Source organism: Cohnella boryungensis (assembly GCF_042651945.1).
GTDB lineage: Bacteria > Bacillota > Bacilli > Paenibacillales > Paenibacillaceae > Cohnella > Cohnella boryungensis.
This window is the reverse complement of sequence record NZ_JBHSED010000038.1, coordinates 56232-80878: the sequence shown is the minus strand read 5'-3', so window position 1 is coordinate 80878 and position 24647 is coordinate 56232. Positions and strand designations below refer to the sequence as shown.

17 protein-coding genes are annotated in these 24647 nt (G+C 53.3%); 9 read left to right on the top strand and 8 right to left on the bottom strand.

The window, feature by feature from the left end:
• The first annotated feature begins 3 nt into the window (after positions 1-3).
• Complete coding sequence (locus tag ACFO1S_RS18295; protein WP_204604289.1) at positions 4-1995, top strand: AraC family transcriptional regulator; 1992 nt, start codon at positions 4-6, stop codon at positions 1993-1995.
• A gap of 51 nt (positions 1996-2046) precedes the next feature.
• On the opposite strand, the gene ACFO1S_RS18290 is transcribed toward ACFO1S_RS18295, so the two are convergent.
• On the bottom strand, positions 2047-4845 hold the full coding sequence (locus ACFO1S_RS18290; protein ID WP_204604288.1) for an AAA domain-containing protein: 2799 nt from the start codon (positions 4843-4845) through the stop codon (positions 2047-2049).
• A 371-nt stretch (positions 4846-5216) separates the two neighbouring features.
• On the opposite strand from ACFO1S_RS18290, the gene ACFO1S_RS18285 reads away from it, so the two are divergent.
• From ACFO1S_RS18285 to ACFO1S_RS18270, 4 genes are all read left to right on the top strand, one after another.
• Complete coding sequence (locus tag ACFO1S_RS18285) at positions 5217-5744, top strand: RNA polymerase sigma factor (protein ID WP_204604287.1); 528 nt, start codon at positions 5217-5219, stop codon at positions 5742-5744.
• Positions 5737-6900 carry a hypothetical protein gene (locus tag ACFO1S_RS18280; RefSeq protein WP_204604286.1) on the top strand — a complete coding sequence of 388 codons (1164 nt, stop codon included), beginning with the start codon at positions 5737-5739 and terminating at the stop codon, positions 6898-6900. Before ACFO1S_RS18285 ends, ACFO1S_RS18280 begins: the two co-directional genes overlap by 8 nt.
• A 294-nt stretch (positions 6901-7194) precedes the next feature.
• Positions 7195-8340, top strand: a complete 1146-nt coding sequence (locus ACFO1S_RS18275) for a cation:proton antiporter (RefSeq protein ID WP_204604285.1) — start codon at positions 7195-7197, stop codon at positions 8338-8340.
• Between the two features lie 131 nt (positions 8341-8471).
• Entirely contained in the window at positions 8472-9572 is a 1101-nt protein-coding gene (locus tag ACFO1S_RS18270; RefSeq protein ID WP_204604284.1) for a BTAD domain-containing putative transcriptional regulator, read from the top strand.
• A gap of 130 nt (positions 9573-9702) precedes the next feature.
• On the opposite strand, the gene ACFO1S_RS18265 is transcribed toward ACFO1S_RS18270, so the two are convergent.
• Positions 9703-10470, bottom strand: coding sequence for an ABC transporter ATP-binding protein (locus ACFO1S_RS18265; protein WP_204604283.1), 768 nt, complete (start codon positions 10468-10470; stop codon positions 9703-9705).
• A gap of 1 nt (position 10471) precedes the next feature.
• Positions 10472-11575 (bottom strand): FecCD family ABC transporter permease, encoded by a 1104-nt coding sequence (locus ACFO1S_RS18260; RefSeq protein WP_204604282.1) that lies wholly within the window; start codon positions 11573-11575, stop codon positions 10472-10474.
• 211 nt (positions 11576-11786) lie between these two features.
• On the opposite strand from ACFO1S_RS18260, the gene ACFO1S_RS18255 reads away from it, so the two are divergent.
• Entirely contained in the window at positions 11787-12890 is a 1104-nt protein-coding gene (locus ACFO1S_RS18255) for an ABC transporter substrate-binding protein (protein WP_204604281.1), read from the top strand.
• 768 nt (positions 12891-13658) lie between these two features.
• Here the strand turns inward: ACFO1S_RS18255 and ACFO1S_RS18250 are convergent.
• From ACFO1S_RS18250 to ACFO1S_RS18240, 3 genes are all read right to left on the bottom strand, one after another.
• Entirely contained in the window at positions 13659-14777 is a 1119-nt protein-coding gene (locus ACFO1S_RS18250) for a serine hydrolase domain-containing protein (protein ID WP_204604280.1), read from the bottom strand.
• A 21-nt stretch (positions 14778-14798) separates the two neighbouring features.
• Complete coding sequence (locus ACFO1S_RS18245) at positions 14799-15368, bottom strand: TetR/AcrR family transcriptional regulator (protein ID WP_204604279.1); 570 nt, start codon at positions 15366-15368, stop codon at positions 14799-14801.
• A 195-nt stretch (positions 15369-15563) separates the two neighbouring features.
• Positions 15564-16544: a LacI family DNA-binding transcriptional regulator gene (locus ACFO1S_RS18240; protein ID WP_204604278.1), complete on the bottom strand. Its 981-nt coding sequence runs from the start codon at positions 16542-16544 to the stop codon at positions 15564-15566.
• A gap of 227 nt (positions 16545-16771) precedes the next feature.
• Between ACFO1S_RS18240 and bglX the strand changes: the two genes are divergently transcribed.
• Entirely contained in the window at positions 16772-18955 is a 2184-nt protein-coding gene (gene bglX / locus ACFO1S_RS18235; protein WP_204604277.1) for a beta-glucosidase BglX, read from the top strand.
• 174 nt (positions 18956-19129) lie between these two features.
• Here the strand turns inward: bglX and ACFO1S_RS18230 are convergent, their stop codons facing one another.
• Together ACFO1S_RS18230 and ACFO1S_RS18225 are read right to left on the bottom strand one after the other, a co-directional pair.
• Positions 19130-20002 carry a carbohydrate ABC transporter permease gene (locus ACFO1S_RS18230; RefSeq protein ID WP_204604276.1) on the bottom strand — a complete coding sequence of 291 codons (873 nt, stop codon included), beginning with the start codon at positions 20000-20002 and terminating at the stop codon, positions 19130-19132.
• Positions 20003-20077: 75 nt separating this feature from the next.
• On the bottom strand, positions 20078-21031 hold the full coding sequence (locus ACFO1S_RS18225; RefSeq protein WP_204604275.1) for an ABC transporter permease: 954 nt from the start codon (positions 21029-21031) through the stop codon (positions 20078-20080).
• Between the two features lie 145 nt (positions 21032-21176).
• Between ACFO1S_RS18225 and ACFO1S_RS18220 the strand changes: the two genes are divergently transcribed.
• The gene (locus ACFO1S_RS18220) at positions 21177-23021 is read left to right on the top strand and encodes a sensor histidine kinase (protein ID WP_378127299.1); all 1845 of its coding nucleotides are present in this window, start codon (positions 21177-21179) and stop codon (positions 23019-23021) included.
• The gene (locus ACFO1S_RS18215) at positions 23002-24615 is read left to right on the top strand and encodes a response regulator transcription factor (RefSeq protein ID WP_204604274.1); all 1614 of its coding nucleotides are present in this window, start codon (positions 23002-23004) and stop codon (positions 24613-24615) included. Before ACFO1S_RS18220 ends, ACFO1S_RS18215 begins: the two co-directional genes overlap by 20 nt.
• Positions 24616-24647: the final 32 nt, after the last annotated feature.

Genomic DNA, 24647 nt, shown 5'->3' with positions numbered 1-24647 from the left:
AACATGAACTGGAACGAGCATATTTTATTATGGAATCAGGCGGCTGTCAGGGTCTTGGATATTCGTCACCAGATGCGGGTCAGCGAAGAGGGGAGACATGCTTTTTTGCTGCCCTCCAGCGCTTTTCTTTTTGCTACGCAAGGCAGCGCTTGCGTATGGCTGGACGGGGAGCCCAACCGGCTAAGGCGTTATCACCTGCTGCATGGCGGCAAAGGAACAAGCGTGGAGATTGTTACCGCCGCGGAGCCGTTTGCCTACTACTTGATTTTCTATAAGGCAATGCTTCCGTTTCCGGTAAGCAGCTCCCTGCGGCAGTTGGCCGAAGAGCTGGGGCCTTTCCGGACAATCTATCATGCGGCTCCGCCGGAGCCCTTTTCCTTGTATGAAAAAGTCCGCAGAATGGAGCTTCTTTGGCGGCAGGGGAAGACGTTGGATCAATTCAGGGTAAAGTCGTTATTTTATGAATTTGTGCATGAGCTTCTGCGGCAGCTTTCGGTGAATGAAGCCGCAGAGGGAACCCCCGACATGGTGATGTCGGCGATGCGATACATCGATGAGCATTACCCGGAATCGATTGGCATTCAAGATCTGGCGGACATGCTGGCTTGCAGCGTCAGCTACATCGCGAGAATATTCAAGGCTCAGGTGGGGACGAGTCCGATCGACTATTTAATCCACGTGCGCATCGAGCAGGCCAAACAACGGCTAGCCTCGTCGGAATCCAGCTTGCAGAGCATCGCTCTTTCTGTGGGCTACTCGGACGTCTATTATTTCAGCCGCCTGTTCAAGAAGCAGACCGGCGTTTCGCCGGCGCAATTCAGAAAGAAGATATTAAAGGAACAACAGGTTCAACATAATCCATTATCGAGTTCAACATTTTCCATTGTTCCTAAAAATCGCTTCCTCTATAGTGATATTGATAATGAAAATCAATATCATCAAAAGGGAGAGGTACAACTAGATATGCTTAGGAACACGAGACCATCTATGGCCGCAGCCATGCTGTTATGCTTGACCTTGTTGATTAGCGCATGTCAGACTGGCGGAAGCCAAGCAAACAACTTGAATAACGGGGCGTCGCCTGCGTCTCAAGCTACGACGACGCAAAGCGCACAGCCTGAGAACGGAACGGCGTCGCCGGAAGGCGAGAAGCAGACCGCTCCAATGAGAACGTTCAAGCATCTACATGGCGAGACGGAGATCCCAGAACAGCCGCAACGCATTGTGACCGCGTTTCATGTGGGTCAGCTGTTGGCGCTCGGCGTACGGCCGCTCGGCTCTTCTACTTACATTCTGCAAAACCCGGCTCTCGATACGACGGGGATGGAGGATTTGGGCGTGCCGCTGAGTCTGGAGAAAATAACCGAGCTTGAGCCGGATTTGATCATTCTGATCGAGGCTTACGTGGAGATGAGCGGCGGGTATGAAGCCTTCTCTAAAATCGCGCCGACCATCGTCATTGAGCCTTACTATGATCCAATCAAGGACATTGCCCTGATGGGCGACATTCTGGGAAAACAAGCTGAGGCAGAGAATTGGATCAAGGAATTCGAAGAGAAGATTGCAGTCTCCAAGCAGAAGGTGAATGAAGTCCTCTCTCCAGATGAATCGTTTACCATTATGAGTGTGTTTGAGAAGTCCCCCAGAATTTATAGAGATCAGAATATGGGCGGGAACATCATTTACAAGTATTTGGGCTTAAAGCCGAATGAGAAGGTATTGAGCGATCTGATCAACAATAAGGAGCAAGCGCCGCCTTATAAGGAAGTATCGGCCGAGGTCATTCCCGAGTTCGTGGGCGATCGTCTTATCGTGGCTACGAATGAAGAGACCAAAGCCGCCTTCGAAAGCTTCCAAGGGACGGGGCTATGGGCAAACCTCGCGCCTGTCAAGAATAATAAGGTAGAGATCATCGATTACGATTTGTTCCTGCAAAATGATCCGATAGCGGTGACGAAGCAACTGGAGCTTCTGACGGAGCTGCTTGTTAAATAGCATTAGATTGAGGGAAAGCACGCCGATCGGCGTGCTTTTCAACGATTCTGCCTAGATATCAGCCTGGCTGTACAAGATCATATCCAGATTCCTTCGAATTTTCTCAATTTCATTAGATCCTGTAGTGGGCAGCCTTAATAAAGGCAACTGGATTTTTTTGCAGATGCTATCTTTTTTCTTATCTCTCTCCAGTTGATCCGGATTGTTTCTATGGGAAGCGAAACCATCAACCTCAAGAGCGAGCAGGGGCTGCTTGTTGATAGCATCATAAAAAACAAAATCAAAAGACGCTCTATGCTTAATATAGGTTGTCTCCGACTCGCTCAGATGACCGGTCTCGCGTATGAGATCCTTAAGGTATACTTGGGTTCCGAATATGACGCACTTGTATTTGTCTTCTTCAATCAGATCGCTTAAAACCCGCCATATAATATTTTCAGATTTATATCTAAATTTTGTGAACAAACGGTTTTGCAAATCGTTTAGTTTTTCGGAATACTCGGAATATAACAGATCAAACACAGAGACTAACTCACTTTGAGTGATATGCTCGTGGAGCGTGTTGTACTCTATATATCTGATTAAATTACCGATATCTTTTCGGGAGGTTCGAAACAATTGGTGGTCAGTGACCAGAATAAATTGCTTCTGAGCTCTGGAGACCGCTACGTTGACCAATTGAGGATTCTCGACAAACTTTTTGCCTATTTGCCCGTTTCTAGTTTGATCTAGAACGGTAGACAAGACCATGACCGGTTTCTCACGTCCTTGATACTTATGAACGGTATCCATTTCAATATTGTCATCCAATATCAGATTCGCTTCTGTCACCTGTAGCCGATAAGGCGTTGTAAAGCCGATATCTTCATTTGGGATATTTTGCAACTGAAGTTCTTGTAATATCTCTTCTCTGAATGCTTCAATCTCCCGATGATTAAAGCTGCCTTGCTTTCCTTCCAGAGTCACTCTTCTCATATGATTGCCTGCAGATGTATAGTGAAGCCGGATTGAGATATCCGATTCCTCTTCACTCGTAAACGGGATTAATTCATTATCGTAATATTGATGGTTACAAAATTCAATGATTCTGGGGCGGCATCTGTAATGCTCTTTTAATCTTACTTTCGGGATATTCTCTTCGTAAATAGAAAGCACGGAAGTCAACACGCTGTGATTAAAATAGTTGTACGCCTCACTAACATCTGTGACCGTTAATTTACCTTGAATCTTCTCGTCTACTATCTGGGGTAATTGTTTAGTATCTCCTACAATAATGACTTGTTTGCAGCAGGACATGGCAAGTACGCCCGTCAGAAGATCAACCTGAGAGGCCTCATCAATAATGACATAGTCAAATAGGAAATTGTCGGGTATGCAGGAGCGTAAGGAATGCGTCGTACTTAGCAGAATTGGAAAATGGTCGATAAAAGCATCGAAATTATGCTTGTAATTTTTCAGATTTCCATTATAGGTTTTTTTACTCCGATATTTGCGAAACAGGTGATGCTTGAACAAAACAGTCGAGCTTGTTTCATGCTGCTTCATCAGATCATCGAAGGATTCCCGATCCAGTTCTAGCTTGATTTCGTGACTCTCTAGTTCTAGCTCTGCAAGCTTGGATTCGTAGTATTTCATTTGCAAACGGGTTATCAATTCCAAGCGGTTCTTTTTAAGCTTCTTAAACTGATAGAAGCCATACTTGAAGAGGAGCTTGGCTTTGCGGAGAAATCTGAACGAATGAATGCCGGAAAAATACTCATCCGCTAAAAATGAAATAACCGTTTCGGGGGTTTGACGGCGATAGAAGAGCCGTTCCATTCCATCATAATCAAACTGCTGATTATGTAGCTGAAAGTGCTTTTTTTCTAGCCGGTAAGCAGAGATTTCTTGATCCAGCTTGGCCTTGCGATTGGCAAGCAATAGCAGCTCATCGAGCCGTCGAGACAAGTCGTTTATCGTTTTTATATGGGTTTCAATTGGAATATCGCTGTTCCAATCGGCTACTTGATAGTCCGGTAAGTTATTGAAGAAAGCCTCCCTATTCTCCATGTTTCCTAATGATGCAGCGATAAATCCGTATCCGTCTTTATCGAGCTTATCTTTCACATTCCTTACGGCTGCATTGTTGCCTGAGACGACAGCTACGGATTTGTTTTGCATAGCGGTTAAGTTTGCAAGAATATTTAGAATGGTTTGCGTTTTTCCGGTGCCGGGAGGGCCTTCAATCACACATATTTTACTGATAAGCGCTTGCTCAAGGGCTTTTTTCTGACTCAAGTTAAAACGGAACGGGTAAATAACCGGTGCTGTGCCCGTTCCCAAAGGAGTGATGGGAGTTTGATTCACATAAGAAGCCAGCACGCTATCTGCATGGATCGAATTCAGCCTGGAAAATTGCTTCTTTAGGAAAGTATCCTGTTGATCCAACCTGCTACGCTTTTTTGAATATCCTGCTGATTCCTCTTCACTTTTCACATATTGAGCGATATCCTCCCAATAATTCATCAGGTTCGTTACCCATTTATCGGCAGGATTCGTTTCTTTAATATTTATGAGTTCAGTCTCGTAAATTTGTGTTGTCTGATTCTTGAAGAAAATTTTAAGGATACCTCCGAAATCTAAAGCCTCTTGTACATTCCGAAGAGGAAGTCCTTTATAGAATACCGTCTGACGGTCAATAGCCAATGAGACAGGGTTCGTCATTATATTGACTTTAGAAGCGGGGAAATTGTAGCACTCATCCTTATTGTTGAAACGAATGAGTACTTTATTCTCCACCGTTGTATAATCGATAATATTCTTGGTCACGTCTCCTTTATCTGTAACGATTAAAACATGGCGTTCATCCATCCGTATCAGTTCCTTGGCTTCGCGATTTTATTTAGTTCTTGCGTTCCTATTACATAATTCGCGGTTTATGTCCTAAATCCTTGAAAAAGAGATCCGATCTCCCACCTTAGTGAAATTTGAGAGCCTTCGCTTGAAAATTGGGATGTTTCCATTGCATGCAAACACTTTGAGGATTGCCCCTTTCTGTAGGAATCGGGGGGCTTTTCGGCCTTTCCGGAACATTCAAACAGCACACCCTTCAAGGCGTGCTGTTTGGCATAGAAGAAGGCAGGTCATAAGGGTGTCCTTTCCCTCGATTCCGGCGCGAAGTGAACCTCTATCGAGGTGATGACAATATAGAGGTGAATGGCCATTCAGAAAGGAGCAGCTTCTTGGATATCGAAGAATTAAGCGATCTTGTCCAGCGGCACGGCAAAGCCATCTACGGGTTTTGCTACAGGCTTGCGGGCAATCGGGCGGATACGGATGATCTCTATCAGGAAACTTTTCTTAAAGCGATGGAAGTACGGCATAGAATGGACGCAAGCCAAAATCCGAAAGCCTTCCTCATTGGGATTGCCGTTCAGTTGCATAGGAACAAGCGGAGAAAATTCGCCTGGAGACAGAGGATAGCCCCTACTGCCGAGCTGAATGATGCTGCGGATATGGCTTGGCGTACGACGGGAGAGGCCACGCCGGAGGAAGCCGTGCTGTCCGACGAGCTTCGAGACATGATTCAGGCTGCTGCGGACAAGCTGAACGACAAGCTGAAAATTCCGTTATATATGCATTATACTGCCGAAATGTCCGTTGAAGAGATTTCAGCGGCGCTCGGCATCCCGTCAGGCACCGTCAAAAGCAGACTTTACTTGGCCCGAAAAGCCATGAGAAAAAGGTTGGAGGTGGCGTCCCGTGAATGAGTCCGATCAATGGGACAAGCGGCTTAAGCAAGCTCTATCGTCCGCGCCGGAGCCCGGAGAGGCATTGAACCAGAATCTTATAACGCGATATAAGGAGAGAAATCAGATGACTCGTCCATACAGAAGAAGAATTTCCGCGGGAATGCTTGCCGCCGTGCTGCTGCTCGTCATGTCCGTCACTGCCTACGCGGCTACGCAGTTGTTCAGCTCCAAGCAAGTCGCAGAGCATCTGGGGGAGCAGGTACTGGCTCAAGCTTTCGCAGGTCCCGATGCCATTGAAATCAATCAATCGATCGCTTCCGGGGATTACAGCTTTACGCTGCACGGCATCGTCACCGGCGCAGGGCTAAAAGAACTGAGCGACACCTCGAATCCCATCCTTCCTGACCGAACGTATGCCGTTGTCTCCATCGAGAGACAGGATGGCGGTCAAATGCCGCATACGAGCGACCCGGAATACGGCAAGGACCCGTTTTTCATCTCCCCTCTGATCAAGCATCAGAAGCCTTGGCTGGTTAACATCGTCACGATGGGCGGGGGCTACAGTGAAATTGTGCTGGACGGAATCATGTACCGACTGATTGAATGCGACGGAGTGGAGATGTTCGCGGACAGAGGGGTGTATCTTGCGATCAGCAGCGGCAGCAGCTTCTTTAGCCTGGAGGCTTTCGCCTATGACGAAAGCACGGGCGAGGTCAGCGCAAGAGCGGATTATCCGGGAGCCTCGCTGCTGTTCGAGCTGCCGCTGGATAAAGCAAAAGCCGATCACGCCAAAGCGGATGCCTACCTGCAAGAGCTCCTGAAGGAAACCTCTGCGGATACGAAGGGGGAGGAGCCGATCGGCGCTGACGCAGACGCTGCAGCTATGGCCGAAGCGGAGCTGATGACCACAAGGGAAGAACTGATGAGAAAGCTCCCCAGTGGGACGCTCTTTCCCGATTCAGTAAAAGAAGTAACCTATGACAAGCAAGGCAGAATTCATTACGAATATGAAAGCTGGTCGGTGACGATGCTTCCGGATATGCTTTTTTCGGAAGGCCAAACAGGCTTTTCGGAGGTTGTCAACTTCAGTGGGGACGACAGCCGATCTTGGGCGATGCAGTTTTCCAGGGACGAGAACGGAGTCATCACCGGCAGAGTGCTTGATTTGAATTAGCAGCCATAGGGAGTGTCTCAAGACAGCCCGACTCGCTTTGAGGAACAATCGTCCGCCCGGCTAAGCGTGATTTTCCGTTGCCTTCGCACAAGCGGGCTAAACGGGCTTGTAATGCAATTCGCATCAGGGGCAGCAACAGTAGCGAATTGCGGAACACCCTCTTGCCTAAGCTGCGGGCATCGTGTAGGATAATAAGCAACCGAATATTGGTCGATATTATTGGAGGAGCCTGTCACCAAGGGCTTCTTCTTTTTATTTTCGGGGCTGCGATTATACGGCATGGAGGTTAAGCTCATGATGTTTCTGCTTTATTTGGTGCTGATTTTATTTTTTACAAAGGTTGCGGGAGAGGCTTCCGTTCGGCTGGGCCAGCCTGCGGTGCTGGGGAAATTGATTGTCGGCATATTGTTGGGTCCTGCGGTGCTTGGCTGGGTGCAGCAGGGAGCCTTTATCGATGAACTGTCCGAGATCGGAGTGCTGCTCCTGATGTTTATCGCCGGATTGGAGACCGATCTGGAGCAGCTTCGCAAAAACTGGAGGTCCTCTCTCGCCGTTGCCGTCGGGGGAATTATTCTTCCCTTCGCGGGCGGCTACAGCTCAGCCCTTGCTTTTGGACTGAGCCAGAGCTACGCCTTGTTTTTCGGAATCATTTTCTGCGCCACGTCGGTCAGTATTTCCGTTCAGGTCTTGAAGGAAATGAATCAGTTGAATTCCCGCGAAGGAACGACCATTCTGGGGGCGGCAGTCCTTGACGATGTGCTGGTCATTCTGCTGCTTGCCGTTATGATGAGCGTGCTTGGGACGGGCGGCGAGATTTCCATTCCTCTGCTCATCGGCAAAAAGGCGCTGTTTTTCCTTGGCGTGATCGTCGCAGGCTGGTTCGCCGTTCCGAAGGTGATGAAGTGGATGGCGCCGTTAAGAGTAACCGAAGCGGTCGTTACGGCTGCGCTTGTGGTCTGTTTCTCGTTCGCCTATTTTGCGGAATGGCTTGAAATGGCCGGAATCATCGGCGCATTCGCAGCCGGAATCGCGATTGCGCAAACCGGCTACAAGGAAGCTGTGGAGCGCAAGGTCGAGCCCATCGCGTATTCCATTTTCGTCCCGGTCTTTTTTGTCAGCATCGGTCTCAATATCTCCTTCGCCGGAATCGGACAGCAATGGGGCTTCCTCCTTCTGATCACGGTCATAGCCTGCCTGACGAAGCTGGTCGGCGGAGGGATAGGAGCGCGGTTGACCGGATTCAATACGCGATCCTCGCTCCTTATCGGATCGGGCATGGTCAGCAGAGGAGAGGTAGCTTTGATTATCGCCGCTACGGGCTTGCAGGCGGGCCTGCTGCTGCCGGAGTACTTTACTTCCGTAGTCCTGATGGTTATCGTGACGACGCTGGCGACGCCCCCGCTGCTGAAAGCCTTGTCTCGGGAGAAGCAACGGACCTGACAAGCGCTTCTGAGCGATTGCAAACGGTAGAAAATGTCGAAAAAGAGTGAAAATGAGGTGCATTTTACCAGTTACTTCGGTTATATTTAGGAGACAAGACCTAAGGCGACATGGAGGACAGGAGACTCGATATGCTTAGAGCCATCATCGTCGACGACGAGGAATTGTCGGTCAAACGGTTAAGTCGAATATTGTCCGAGAGCGGCAGAATCGGGGCTTGCCATACGTTTCTGAACCCTGGTGAAGCCTATGAGTTTGCCAGATTGAATTCGGTTGATGTGGCTTTCCTGGACATATCGATGCCTGAGATTAACGGGTTGAAGCTATCTGCTATGCTTTCCCAGCTGGGCGGCCATACGAACATCGTCTTCGTTACGAGCTATGACGAATTCGCTCTGCAAGCCTTCGAATTGAATGCAATCGACTACTTATTAAAGCCCGTCACAGCGGAGCGTCTGAACCGAGCGTTGGATAAAATCAGAAGAGTGCAGCGCACGGCGCCCGTCGAGCAGCTGCTGGAGGTTTTTTTGTTCAACGGATTCAAGATTCGCTTGCCGGATCGCGAGCAGGAGCTGCTGAAGCTGCGGAGCCCCAAGACGGAGGAGCTGTTTGCCTTGCTCCTGTGCAAGGAAGCGGCGAGCCGCGAAGAGATCATCGATACGTTGTGGCCGGATCTACATTATGATAAAGCCCTCAATAATCTGAACACGAATCTGTACTATATCCGCAAGGCGCTTGGCGAGAGCAAGGCGCGGGCTTTCATACAATCGACGAGAAATGAAATCCGCATTGACCGCACTGCGGTTTACTGCGACTTGTATGAATTTCAGCGCTTGCTGAAGGAAGCCCAGGCCGGCTCGGGGCAGCTCGCGGAGGTATTTAAGCAAGCGGAGGCCCTCTATGCGGGAGGACTGCTGCAAGGCAAGGCGTACGAATGGGCCGGGTCATACGCGCATGGGCTGGAACGGGACTACATCGAGCTGCTTGAGAAGGGAGCCAGGTTCCACGCGAATCGGAAAGAGCTGCACGCGTCCTTGCACTACTTCGAGGGAATCGTCAAGCTGGATCCGATGAGAGAGGACGCCCAGCACGAGATCATTCGGCTGTACGTTCAATTGGGCCGCAACGGCGAAGCGCTGCGCCGTTACCGGGATGTGGAGAAGCTGCTGAGGCGAGAGCTTGGAACGGATCCTGATCCGCGCATCAAGGCGCTGATTAGCTCTCTGAAATGAGCTTGGCGATAGAGAATTAACAAAGGCCGTCCCTGAAGTCATTGGCGAATGACTTCAGGGACGGCCTTTGTTTCATCGGATCGAGCGATACGACACGTCTGCGCCGATCTAAGAGCGGCGACAAACGTGTTTACTTGGCGGTCAGATAGGCGATGCCCAAGCCGCCCGTGACGGGGTTGTCGTAAATCTCGCATTCCACCTCGAACACTTCAGCGATGGTTTCCTTGGTCAGGACGTCATGGGGAACGCCTTCGGCCACGATTTTTCCCTTTTTGACCATGTAGAGGTAATCGCAATACTTCGCCGCCAACGCGAGATCGTGCAGGGCTGCCAGGACGCCGGTATTCAACGATTTGACAATGTTCAGAATCTGCAGCTGGTACTTGACGTCAAGGTGGTTCGTCGGCTCATCCAGAATCAGAAACTGAGGCTGCTGCGCAAGCGCCCGAGCCAGAATGACGCGCTGCTTCTCTCCCCCGGACAAGGAAAGATAGCTGCGGTCGGCATAGGCGGTAAGGTCGACCTGGCGAAGCGCATCGTCTACGATTCGGTAATCCTCCGCATTATCCGGGTCCAGCAGCTTCTTGTGCGGGGTTCGGCCCAAAAGCACCATTTCGCGGACCGTAAAGTCGAAGCTGAGCTCATTGAACTGGCCGACGACGCTCATTAGCTGCGCCACCGTCTTCGGGCTGGATTTCACAAGATCGGTGCCGTCAAGGTACGCTTGGCCGGAGTTCGGCTTGATCACTTTGTATATGCTCTTCAGCAGCGTCGACTTGCCGCATCCGTTCGGACCAAGCAGACCAACGAAGCGTTTCTCGCCGACATGCAGGGAGATGTCCCTGACGATATCGGCCTTGCCCAGCGATACGGAGAAATGATGTACGTTAAGCTCCATCCTATTTGCCTCCAAAGTTATAGCCTTTTTTGATCAGCATGTACATGAACATTGGCGCGCCGATCAAAGCCGTAATGATGCCGATGGGCAGCTCGACCTTAGGAATGGCGATTCGCGCAAGGACGTCTGTCCAGACGAGGAAGATGCCGCCGATTAGAATCGAGGTGGGCATCAGCCTGCGATGGTCGGAGCCGACGATTCCCCTTACGAGATGGGGGATGATCAGGCCGACGAACCCGATCATGCCGCAGCTTGCCACCATAACGCCGGTAATGACTGCTGTGAATAACAAATAAATTCGGCGGTACAGGTTCAGGTTGATTCCGAGCGTGACGGCCGTTTCGTCTCCGAGCAGCATGGTGTTCAGAATTCTCGATTGGAACAGGAAGAGCAGGGCGGCCGCCAGCACGATGATGGCGACGAGCGGCAGGCGGTCCCACTTGGCGGCGGCCAGGCTGCCCATCGTCCAGAACGTAACGGACCGGATGCCCTCGGTGTTGTTCGCGAAGTAGATGATGAAGTTAGCGAAGGCGGTGCATAAGGCGTTGATCACCATACCGGACAGCACAAGCTTGACGGACGACATCTTCCCGCCGATGCCGGCCAACGCCAATACGAGCATGGAAGCCCCGAACGCGCCCGCGAACGCCCAGAAGGCGACGCCGGTCTGGCCGAGGAAGCCCATCGTGCCGAAGCCGATCATGATCGAGAACGTCGCACCGAGAGAGGCGCCGGACGACACGCCTAGAATGTAAGGGTCGGCGAGCGGATTTTGCACGGCCGCCTGCATGACGGTGCCGCATAAGCTGAGGCCGGCTCCGATGAGCAGAGCGAGTATGACGCGCGGGAAGCGAATGTTCCAGATAATGTTCAAATGCTGTCCAGCCAGAATGTCGCTCATATCCCCGATTTGAATGCCGCTTAGCTTATAAAGCAGAATCCGGTAGGAATCGGCAAGCGGGACGTCCACTTGGCCCAAGGAAACGGCGATTCCCACGGACAGGAGAGCTACGGCGACGAGGACGAGTTGAATGGAAACGAAGCCGAATCGGGTAACGATCAAAGAATCCTTGCGTGGTGCGGGTGAAGTCTGAGGGTCTGACATCAGTATCAAGCCTTTCTGGCAGCAATGTTCATGCGACGACGATCTGAGCAAAGCAGGAGACGCAGACACACGATAAAATCAGGATAAATGAGAATGATTCTCTTTGTCAATAAATCCTTTTGTCATTGACATCGCCTCTTTTTTCAGTATTATTGATAATGATAATCTTTATCAATTACAGAAAATCATACGAAAAGGGGTACAACAGGTTATGCGCAATTCGTCTTTTACACTCATGCTTTCTCTCATGCTGGCTCTTGTTTTAATCGTAGTAGCAGGGTGCTCGAGCAATTCCGGAAGCAACGCCGGCTCTACGCCTGCGCCATCCGCATCTCCGTCCGGGGAGAGCGCTTCGCCGTCTCCGAGTGAAAGCGCGCCGGCTTCCAGCGCGTCTGCGTCGGGCACGAAAACCGTTTATCCGCTGTCGATCGAGAACTACACGATGAAAAGCGAAGGCGGAACGTGGGAGAAGAAGACGCAAACCTTCAATAAAGCGCCTGAACGGGTAGTGGCGAATACACAGCCGATTGCGGAGCTCCTGATTAAGCTCGGGCTTACGGATAAATTGGTCGGTGTGGCTGCGCTCTATGGAGAGTTAGACCCTGAGGTTGCAGGGGAGTTCGCCAAGGTGCCGGTTCTCTCCAAGGATTACGTCAGCAAGGAGCCGGTTGTCGGCACGAATCCCGATCTCGTCATGGGACGCGGCGATTTGTTCGCGGATGCCGACTGGGGTGTAGGAACGGTGGACGGCTTGAACGAGCTGGGCATCGCGACTTTCGTGCACAGCACAAGCGTGAAGGGAGCAACGCTGAACAGCCTGTACCAAGACATCGAGCAGATCGGGCAAATTTTCGACGTTCAAGACAAGGCTGCCGAGCATATAAAGAAGCTCCAGGAACGGGGGGAAGCCTTAAAGTCTCGTTTCGCCGGCGCGTCGTCGCAAACGTTCGCTTTCGTATCGGATATCGGGGATGGCGGAATTACGGCCTACAGCGGGTACAACGATACCTTCCAGGGCGAGGCGCTCGGCTTGCTGAATCTGCATAATGCCTTCGGGGATATCGAAGCGACGACCGTTAGCGCGGAAGAGCTGATTGCGGGCAATCCGGACATTATGCTGCTTTCCTACTATGCCGGAGCTCCGGACCCGGAGAAGACGCTGAAGGAATTGTATGAGAATGCCGCCTTGAAGGACGTATCGGCCGTTAAGAACAAAAAGGTGTTCATCATCGACTTTAACGCGTACTGGGGCTATGGAGACCAGATCTTCAACGCCATCGAGAAGCTGGCCGACGAGATCACGGCGAAATCCTAACCGCAAACGAATGAATGAAAAGCATCTGTAACCGGGGCACACAGCTCCGGTTTTTTCCGTTTCCGGCCTGAGTACCTTTGCTTTGACAACTGCGAAGGAACGATGCAGCGGCAGACACGCGGTTTTGGGGAGGGTAGTTGCATTTATACAACTAAGTCGTAGTAAGTTGGGCAGACGAGCGGCGACAGTTGCATTCTTTACAGCTATTTCGAAGTCAGGTCGATCTCTTGGCACGATAGGGATTGAATTAATTGCACAATTGCAACTAATGGTCACAAAGCTGTCCGAGAGGCGGAATTAGCTGCACCTGTGCAATTAAAGTGACGGGGTAAGAGGGAAGCGTACGATGAGCCGAAGCGGTTCCTCTGTCCGAACTACCAGCTCGTTATGAGCACTCATGAGAAGGCCGCTTCTGAGCCAGGGGGATAGAGGACCATTAGTGATGCAAAGTCGAACAAACGGCGAGCAGCTATAGCGTGAATGGACCATTAGTGATGCAAAGTCGAACAAACGGCGAGCAGCTATAGCGCGAATGGACCATTAGTGATGCAAAGTCGAACAAACGGCGAGCAGCTATAGCGTGAATGGACCATTAGTGATGCAAAGTCGAACAAACGGCGAGCAGCTATAGCGTGAATGAACCATTAGTGATGCTATCGGCGAAAGAGAGCTGGCAGCATCGGCAGCGGCGCACTCCGACAAGAGGCCTGACGGTCGAATATCGCAAGGCCTCTTCCTGAGCGGGTTCGTTCCCGTCCAGAGGATCACCTATTCCGCCGTTTTTTCGCGAGCTCTGGCCCTGTCGCATTGAAGCAGAATGTCGATCGCCTTGAACATGAGCTTAATCCCTTTGCGGTTGTAGCGGAACTGATTCAAGCTGCCGATGAGGTAGGCGTCCGTGGCCGGGTGATAGAAGAGAAAAGAGCCGGTCGATCCCGCATTGCCCCAGGAGCTATACTTGCCGGGCATTAATAGAAACATGGGTTTAAATCGCATCAGTCCGTATCCGTAATCGATTCCAGGGAAGAATCTGGCCCAGTCCTTCATTCTTTCGAAGGTCCCTCTGCTCAGAATTTCATTGCCGACAAGCGCCTTCATAAATTTCAACTGGTCCTCTGTCGTCGAGACGAGGCCTCCTCCTGCATACATAAAGCTCAGGCTATCATACTGCGTAATATCCGTATTGCGGGAATAGAGTCGGCCCATGGGATGAACGTTCGGCTCCATCGGCTCGGAGTAACGGGACAGGTAAGAATGCTTCATGCCCAGAGGCTCGAACAGGAAGTGCCGCAGCAGCTCATGATAAGGCTTGCCTGTTACTTGCTCCATGATCAAACCGAGCAAATGATATCCGGTATCCGAATAATGAAAGCCTTGTCCCGGCGTAAAATGGGTTTTCAATCGCGGCTTGGCCCATTCCACAAGCTCTCTCGGCGATTGCCACAGACGTGACGGTTCGTTCAACGTGATGTTGATCATCGAGGGACCTTCCGCAGGCTTATCCTCTACAAAATCGTGCAGGCCGGACGTATGGTTCAGCAGATGCCGGACGAGAATCTCGCTTGTGCGATCCCGGCCCTTGTAGACGTGCAGCCCGCGCAGCAGCTCGGCGTCAAGGAAACGGGCGATCGGGTCCTCGAAGTCGATCAGTCCTCTGTCAGCAAGCCTGCCGCACAGCACGGATGCGAACAGCTTGCTGACGCTGGCGATATAATAAGGCTGTTCGGCATGAACCGGGGGATTGTTCTCCGAGCCCGCAGCCAGATGGCTATGAATGCCCAGCCGTGCGGAATGAACGAGAAGATAGGCGTTGCGGATGAGCGGGTCTTTATCCACCGTTCGCTTGAGCAGATCGGATATCCGGGATTGCGCTTCCGTTGCTTTCATTAATGGCTCCTCCTTGAGCAATCAATCTGCTTGCTTCCGCACAAGCTCTGCGGCGATAAGGTCCTCGCCGGTTTGCCTGAGCAGCTCGATCAGCCATTCCTCGCTTGATCCGGGGAAGGCGCCGTTAAGGTCCATGACGGATAGCCCGAGCTGGAATATGCTCATCTTCAGCAAAATGCCCATTAGCTCCGCTTCCGAGAAGCTTTCCAGACTCGGCTCCTTTTGCATCTGGGCTATCAGTGTCCCTACGGGAAGCTGGCCGTCCTGCAAGCGGGCATGGCCGTTGACGGCTAACTCCCGGAACAGCGCGGGATGCTCGCGGGCGAATTTCAGGCTGGCGATGCCGATGTTCAAGAAAGGATCGGGGCTGTACAAGGTTTCCAGCATTCGCGCGGAAAGCTCCTGTATGCGCCTAAGCACCTCGTCCTTCAGTTCATCGACTTCCTTAAAGTTTACGTAAATCGGGGCAATCGAGCTGCCCAGCTTGTCGGCGACTTTGCGAATCGTAATTGCATCCAGGCCTTCCCGATCGGCAATTTCGAAGGCGGCGTCTATGATCTTATCCTTGGCGAATTTGGCTTTCGGGGGCATCGCTTGCTCCTTTGTATATCAAATGATATGTATCGTATGATCCATATCATGCCAGGAAATTGCGATTTTGTAAAGGGGGATGAGAATAAGCGCGGAAGGAATGGGGGAGAAATGGAGAAGCTGTCAGAGGAGGGTCGACACCCGGGGGCGCCGGACCATGCAAAAAGCCGCGCAGGAGCGCGCGGCCGAGGTTGACTATGGGGCAATCGGAAGCCGCTTTACGGATTCGCCCCGGATCAGACTGACGTAGATGCGCTCGGGTTCGACGGGCTCGCCGGCAAGCATCCTCAGCAATTGCTCCGAGGCGAGGGAGCCCCACTTGCGCATGGAGTAATCGATGGTGGCCAAGCGCGGCTGCGCGAATTGCGCAAGCTCGATATTGTCGAAGCCGATCAGGTGAATCTGTTCTCCCAGCGTCAGCTGGGCGTGGCTGCGGAAATAACGGTATGCGCCGATCGCCATCTCGTCGTTCAGGCAGAATACGGCTGCAGGCCGGTCGTATTGTTCGGCGATGCGCTTGGCCGCTTCTTCGCCCGCCTCGCGGGTAAAGTTGCCCGGAAGCTCGATGACCTCTGCGAACGGAGCGCGCCGGGCCGCCTGCCGCACCGCATGGAGACGCTGATTGGCGTCGTAGGAGCCCTTCGGACCGGTGATCGCGTAGATTTTGTCGTGGCCCGACTCCAGCAGGTATTCCATAGCCAGCGTCGCGCCGGCTTTATTGTCAAGCAGCACCTGGTTCAGGTTGGGATGAATCAGCTCGCGATCCAGTACGACCGCCTTGTAGCCTTGCTCGGCATACTGCAGCAATTCCTTGTCCGAGAACGTTTCGTCCAGGACGATCGCGCCGTCGATCATTCGTTCGGGAATCAGCCTTCGGGACTGCGCCCCGCTGCACACGAGAAGATCGTACCCTTTGCCGCTCAAATATTCCTTCACGCCCTGAAGCAGATCGCCATAGAAGTTGCCGCTGAAGTCGGTCAGGAATATGCCGATCAGATGGGACTGCCGCTTTTTGAGCAGGCGCGCCGCGGCATGGGGCACATAGTTCAGCTCGTCGGCGATGCGCAATATTCTCGCTGCGGTGTCCCGGGTCACCTTATCGCTTCCGTTCAAGGCGTAAGAGACGGTGGAGATAGAGACGCCGGCTTGTTTGGCGATATCTTTAATGCTGACCAAGAGGCTCGCTCCTTCAAATTCGGGTGAAACGATTCGATTCAACTATACAGGAAAACAATAGCGCGTTCAATCCCCGGAAATTTGCCTAATATTCGTAGCAATATGACGTTTGACAGACCGAGAATCGCCGCTTTATAATCTTGATAAAGATTAATCGAAACGTTTCGATTAACCTTGGAAGAAACAGAACAGGATCAACGACAACATCCAGAGAGGTTGCATGAGAGATGACGCAGCAGAACGAGGATCTGAACTTAAACGAGCTTATCGGGCAAATGACGCTGGATGAGAAAATCGCGCAATTGATTCAACTGGCCGTGCCTTTCTATGAAGGCGCGCAGGAAAGCGGGCTCATTACGGGTCCGATGGCTTCGCTCGGGATCGACGAAGCGACGGTTCACAACTCCGGCTCCGTGCTGGGCATGGCCGGCGCTCAGGAAGTCATCAACGTGCAGCGAACGCACCTCGGCCACAACCGCCACGGGATTCCGCTGCTGATGATGGCGGACATCGTCCACGGGTTTAAAACGATTTTTCCGGTTCCGCTGGCTATCGGCTGCTCTTGGGATCTGGAGCTTGCAGAGCGCAGCGCGGAGATCGCGGCGAAGGAAGCATCCGTATCGGGCGTGCACGTAACCTATGCGCCGATGGTCGACCTTGTCCGCGACCCGAGATGGGGCCGCGTCGTGGAGTCGACGGGAGAGGACCCGTATTTGAACGCGGAGTTCGGCCGTGCGTTCGTTCGCGGCTTCCAGGGCGAGGATCTGGCGTCGGATAAGGACAGGGTGGCCGCGTGCGTGAAGCATTTCGCCGCGTATGGCGCCGCAGAGGCCGGCCGCGATTACAACACGGTCGATTTGTCGGATCGCCAGATGCGCGAATTTTACTTGCCGGCCTACAAAGCCGCGCTGGACGAAGGCTGCGAGATGGTCATGACGTCCTTCAACACGATCGACGGCATTCCGGCGACAGGCAACGCCAAGCTGATGAGAAAGCTGCTTCGGGAGGAGTGGGGCTTTGACGGAATTCTGATCTCCGACTGGGGCGCGGTTAAGGAGCTTATCGCTCACGGAATTGCCGCAGACGAGTCGGAGGCGGCGCTTAAGGCGATCAAGGCGGGGGTCGACATCGAGATGATGACCTCCTGCTACGTGAAGCATCTGTCCGAGCTGGTGGAGCAGGGGGAAGTGGACGAGGCGTTAATCGATGAGGCCGTGCTTCGCATCCTGACCTTGAAGAAGAAGCTGGGCTTGTTCGATAACCCTTACCGGGCCGCAGACCCCGAGCGGGAGCGCGAGATCGTCTTCTGCGACGCTCATCGCCGGACGGCCAGGGAACTGGCGGTCAAGTCCGCCGTGCTGCTGAAGAACGAAGGGACTCTGCCGCTGGGCAGAGAAGGGAATATCGCGCTCATCGGACCGTTTGCCACCAGCGGGGACGTCCTCGGCCCGTGGTCCTGGACAGGCTCCAAGGAGGAGGCGGTTAAGCTCGCTGACGGCGTAAGGAGCAAGCTGGCCGGCTCGTCGGCGAAGCTGCTGGTCGCCGAAGGCTGCGATATCGAGACCGCGACGGCCGCGCAATGGCAGGCGGCGCTTGCCGCGGCACAGGCTGCGGATACGGTGGTCCTGGCGCTGGGCGAGCATTCGGACATGAGCGGCGAAGCGGGCTGCAGGGCGGATATCCGGCTGCCGGAAATCCAGCTGGAGCTCATTCGCCAGATTAAGTCGCTGGGCAAGCCGATCACCATCGTCCTGTTCAACGGCCGTCCTCTCGACCTGCATGGCGTCATCGAGGAGGCGGATGCGATTCTCGAAGCCTGGTATCCGGGCAGCGAGGCGGGTAACGCGGTTGCGGACCTACTGTTCGGCGACGCCAACCCTTCCGGTCGCCTGACGATGTCTTTTCCGTACAGCGTCGGCCAGGTTCCCGTTTACTATAACGCGTATAACACGGGCCGTCCGCAGGGCGCGCCGGATGCGCAGGTACGATATGTGTCGCAGTATCTGGATATTCCGAACGAGCCGCTGCTTCCATTCGGCTTCGGCTTAGGCTACTCGGAGTTCGAATACGGGACTGCTCGGCTCTCGTCGGAGCTGATGACGGCTGACAAGCCGATTGAAGTAACGGTGACCGTGAGGAACAAAGGAAGCGTGGAAGGCACCGAGACGGTTCAGCTCTATGTGCGGGACTTGTCGGGAGAGGTCGTTCGTCCGGTGAAGGAATTGAAGGCGTTTCGTAAAGTTTCGCTCCAGCCGGGAGAGAGCCGGGAGATCAGCTTTGCGCTCGAAGAGAAGCAGCTTCGCTACTACCATTCCGATTTGACGCACGCCAGCGACGCAGGAGATTTCATCGCATATGTCGGGTCAAGCAGCAAGACGAACGAGGCGCTGCCTTTCCGCTTGGCGAAGTAAGCGCAGCAGGGCAGGGAAGACGCATAGAAGATTGTGATTAAGAAACGCATCGGGGCTGTTCCATAAGATTCATGGGACAGCCCCGATTGCGCGGATAAAGCGGTCGTAAGGCGAGCACTGCAAGCGTGAGCACCGAAAAAAGCGCCTCCGCAGAGGCGCTTTCCGATTAAGCTCTTACTCCTTGACAGCGCCGATGACGACGCCTTTCACGAAGAAACGCTGCAGGAACGGATATACAAGCAGAATCGGCAGCGCGCCGATGAAAATCTGAGCCGCCTTGATCGTCCGCTGCGACTTGTTGACGACTACGGATACATCGAAGCCTGTCATATCGTTGGCGACGATTACGGTCTGCATAAAGCTGGCGAGCGGTAGCTTCTCGGCTTCCTTCATATAGATCAAGCCGTCGAAGTAGGCGTTCCAGTGCCCCACCATCGTGAACAGGGCGATTGTCGCGATCGCCGGCAAGGAGATCGGAAGGTAGACCGAGAAGAAGCTTCGAAGATAACCGGCGCCGTCCATGAAGGCGGCCTCCTCCAGCTCCTTGGGCACGGTGCGGAAGAAGTTCAGCAGCAGGATGATGTTGTAGACCGCGACCAGACCGGGCAGAATCAGCGCGAACAGATTGTTCATCAAGCCCAGCTTCAGGATAAGAATGTAGCCGGGGATGAGTCCGCCGGAGAAGAGCATGGTGACGACAAAATACCAAAGATAAAGGTTTCGGGCGCGAAACACGCGGGTATCCTTGGAGAGCGCGTAGGCCGCGATGGCGTTCACCATCAGGGCCAGCGCCGTTCCGAGAATCGTTCTTTTCAAGGACACACCGAGGGACGTCAGGAAATTGACATTGTCGAACGTCTTCAGGTAGGCCTCGAACGTGAAGCCGACAGGCCAGAACGAGACGAGACCGGCGTTGGCCGGAGCGGTCGAACTCAGGGACACCATCAGCAGGTGAAGGAGCGGCAGCAAGCAGAGCACCGAGATCACGCCGAGCAGAGCATAGTTGAATACGCTGAAAATTCGATAAGGCAGCGTTTTATGGTACATGGAGGGTCATCCTTTCAAGTAAAACGGCTTCGCCGTCCGAGGACGGCGGCACGCGTCGGATTGTGGCCGATCGGGTTAAAAAATGCGATATCCCGCGAGCTTATAGGCAAGCCGATAAGAGATGATGATCAAGACAAGGCTGATGACCGATTTGAACAGGCTGACGGCCGTCGCGAAGCTGAATTGACCGCTTAACAGGCCTTCCCGGTAGACGAACGTATCGATAATGTCCCCTTGCTGATAGATCATCGGGCTGTACAGGTTGAACACCTGGTCGAAGTTCGCGTTAAGCACGTTGCCCAAAGCCAAAGTCGCGACGACGATGAAGATCGGCACAAGCGAGGGAATCGTAACAAACATCGTCTGCTTGAATCGGCCGGCTCCGTCGACTTCCGCCGCCTCGTACAGCGAAGGATTAATCCCGGCCAGCGCGGCGAGGAAGATGATTGTGTTGAATCCGAATTCCTTCCATACATCGCTGAAAATAATCGTTAATCGGAACCAGGTTCCGTCTCCCAGGAAGAAAATCGGCTTCTGCAGATCGAACACATACATCAGAAATTGATTGACGATGCCGGTCTGGGAGAGCAGGTCGATCAAGATGCCCGAGAGGATAACCCAGGACAGAAAGTGGGGCAAGTAGACGAGCGTCTGGATCGAACGCTTGTAGCCCATATGCCTGACCTCGTTCAGCAGCAAGGCGAAGGTAAACGGGATGATCAGGTTCAACGCCACCTTGGAGCAGGCGAACAGCAGCGTATTCCAGATGATTTTTACAAAGTAATCATTCTCGAACATATAATGAAAATGCTTCAAGCCTACCCAGTGAGAGCCGGTAATTCCGAGCGCCGCCTTGTAGTCCTGAAACGCGATTACAATGCCCGACATGGGCAAATAGGAAAAAACAAAAACGAGCAAAACAGCCGGCAGCACCATCAGGTGCAGCATCCACGGAATCTTGTAGCCTTTTCTCTTCTCCGATTTCCGGGTAGCTTTCAGGTTCGCTTTTGGCATCGTTGTATCGTTCATAGCTCTCTCCCGTTCCATAAGTTGCCATTGTAGTTCAGGCGAAGGCCTGCTATATCATAGTAACAACGTGTATGAGCTATGAACTATAGGACATTGTTAGGATCGATAGGGTTTTGTTAGGGACATTGCGCGGGGGGAACGACGGATGAAGCTGGGCAAGAGCATGAACCACATGAAAAACAGAATGGGACGCAAGGGCAGTCTGTTCGCGAAAATGAACGGGCTGATTCTGCTGCTTTTCATCCCGATCCTGCTGCTGTTCACTTATTCGAACGGCGTCGCAACCGACGTCGTGGACAAGGAGCTCAAGGCTTCGAACATCAAGCAGCTTTCTTTCCTGTCCAGTCAGATCGACTCGCGGATTAACCAGACGATGGATTTCGTCGTAACCTTCTCCAGAGATCCGAACGTGCGGAAGTTCAACGGCTTGAATATATGGGACGACCGGTACGATAAAATGCAGACCAGATACGTGCTGCAGGAGAAAATGGCGCTGCAGTCGGGCGTCATGAACATATGGCCCGTTAAATTCACCGTCTATTCGCAATTAAACCGGGAGGCCATCTCGAACGCGAACGATCAGGTGACGTACGACGAGGAATACTTGAAACGGAACGCAACCGGCAAATGGATCTACGGAGACGGGACCGAGACTGTGCCGGGACAGAATCGGGCGTTCCACTGGTTGTACACGGATTCCTACGGTCAGCAAAATGTGCTGCAAGGAAGCAATCTGGTCGTAGAGGCCAGCTTCGAGCATGACAATATTCAGAACATGCTGGATACGTACAAGGAGGGCGGCCGGGGCGACCCGATCTTCTACCGCAAGGGGGAGGCGCCGATTGTGAACCGCAGCGCCTCGGAGGAGCTTTCGGAGCGGCTTGCGGCCTACCTCGACGGACAGGAGCTCGCCGACACGACGCAAGCGGTGGTTAAGCTGGGAGACAGAAGCTATCTGGTGAGTACTGTCCTGTCGCCGCAATTGGGCTGGCATCTGGTTGACGCCATCCCCGTGGATCAGATTCTGGGGCCGATTTCGTTCAGCCGCAATTTGTTCTACTTATCGATGGTTCTGCTGTCCGTTGTCGGCATTTCCGCTTCCGTGCTGCTCTATCGCAACGTGCAGCGCCCGATCCGCAAGCTCGTTCGGGGCTTGCAGAGCGTACAGCGCGGGGACTTCTCGGTACGGCTCGACGCCAACGCCAACAACGAGTTCGCATTTCTGTTCTATCGCTTCAACGACATGTCGCGGCAGATTCAGGGCCTGATCGAGAATGTGCTGAACGAGAAGCTGAGGGCGAGGGAAGCGACGTTGAAGCAGCTGCAGGCGCAGATCAACCCGCATTTTCTGTACAATTGCATCGGCTACATGATTAATATGGCCCAAATGAAGGACGAGGAAGCGGTCGTCTCGATGGGCTACAATCTTAGCGCATACTATCGCTATATCACGCGGATGGAGCGGCCGACGGCTTCCTTGGCCGACGAAATCCAGCTTATTATCAATTACCTGGATATCCAGAAGCTCCGCAACGGACGCATTCGTTATCGGATCGACATCCCCGAGGAGATGCAGAAGCTGCAAGTGCCTCGTCTTATGCTCCAGCCGATCGTGGAGAACGCGGTCATCCATGGGGTCGGAAAATCGTATTCCTCCGGCGAAATCCGGATATCCGGCGAACGGGCGGACGGGCTATGCAAAATCCGCGTAGACGACGACGGCCCGGGCTTGACCGAGGAACAGCTTGATCGTCTGAATCGCAACATGAGGGGGCCGCTGCAGGACGATATGGGCTACGGCTTCTGGAATACGAACCAGCGTCTCGCGACGCAATTCGGCGATAAATCGGGCTTGAGCTTCAAGGGCTCGGAACTTGGCGGTCTCTGCGCAGAGCTGGTATGGGAGCCCGCGTCTCCCGGAGCGGGAACGGCGAGCGGCCTGACACACCAAACAGAGGGAGACGGGACGAATGCAACTGATCATCGTTGACGACGAAGCGCACTGGGTAGACAACCTATCCACGACGAAGCCTTGGCACAAGCTGGGGATCGAGCACGTTCACAAAGCGTATTCCGCGCAGGAGGCGCTGCGGATCATCGAGACGCATCCGATCGATATCGTCATTTCCGACGTCCTTATGCCGGAGATGACGGGCATCGAGCTGATCGGGGAAATCCGCAAGCGCGACGCGAGAATTAAGTGCATTATTTTGTCCGGTCACTCCGATTTTGAATACGCGAAGGAGGCGCTTCGCAATCAAGCCGTCGATTACTTGCTGAAGCCGCCGACCGACGCGGAGCTGCTGGGCGCGGTGAGCGCCGCTTTGGAGCAGCTGAACGCGGAGTGGGAAAGCGTCAGCTCGCGCGAACGCACCGAATTCACGCTGCGGGAGAACCTCCCCTTGCTGCGAGGTCAATTGCTGTTGAATGCGCTCCATGGCGAACGTCTGCCGGAGGAGGAATGGAGCCGGAAGCTGGAGAGCTACGGCTTGCCTATTCGTTTCGGAGAGTGCGCCCTGCTGCTTGTCCGGCTGGAGGAGGAGTTCGGGCAATATCGCAATAACGGCCAGCAATTGCTCGAATACGCCATCGTCAACATTGCCGAGGAAATATTCGGCGAACACGCGAGCGTATGGAGCGTAAAAGAAGATCATGGGTATTTGACGTTCCTGCTCCAGTTGAAGGAAAGCACGGAGGTCGGGATCGAGTTTGTGCTGGAGAAGCTGTCCATGCAGCTTCAGGCGAAGGTAAAGCAATTCCTCAAGGGCTCGGTATCGATCGTAACGACGGATCCGTTCTCCTTTCCTGCCGAGCTGGCGGAGCGGTATCGTCACGCTGTAGCTTGCTTTCGTCAGATTGTCGGGGAGGAGCGGGATTTCGTCATGCGCGCGGTCGACCAGCTGCGGAACGTTGCGCAGGAACCGCTTGAAGCGCTGCACGCGCCGCCGGGGCTAGGCAATCTGATCGAGGCCGGACGCTGGGAAGCGGCGGAGCGGAAGCTGTTCGACATCTGCTCGGAGCTTGAAGATAAGGGCGCGGAATCGTGGGAGCATTGTCTGGAAGCGGGATACGTCATCGCGTCCTCCTTCGCCCATTTTGCCCACCGCAACGGCCAATCGCTCGTTTCGTTAATCGGGGAGGATATGGAGCCGCTCCAGTCCGGAGAGGCGTTCGCCTCCATCGGCAAGCTGCGAAGCTGGTCGCTGGGCGCGCTCGTCAAGCTGAGAGACGGCACCTCCAAGGAGGTTAAGGACATCCGCTCGGTGTACGTCAAGAAGATTCAGGAGTTCGTGGAGCTGAATCTCCACATGGACGTGACGCTGCGCGCGCTCGCGGATCACGTGAACCTGCACCCGACGCATTTGTCGAAGCTCTACAAGATCGAGACCGGCGAAGGCGTCAGCGAGTACGTGTCCCGGCTGAGGATGGAAACCGCCTGCCACAAGCTGAAATCGACCGACAAGAAGGTGTACGAGATCAGCTCGGAGATCGGCTATTTGGATCCGGCTTACTTCATCAAGGTTTTCAAACGGCAATACGGAGTGACTCCGCAAGAGTATCGGGAAGGCAAAACAACAACATGACAGAGTCCTATCGAAACTAACAAAATCCTATA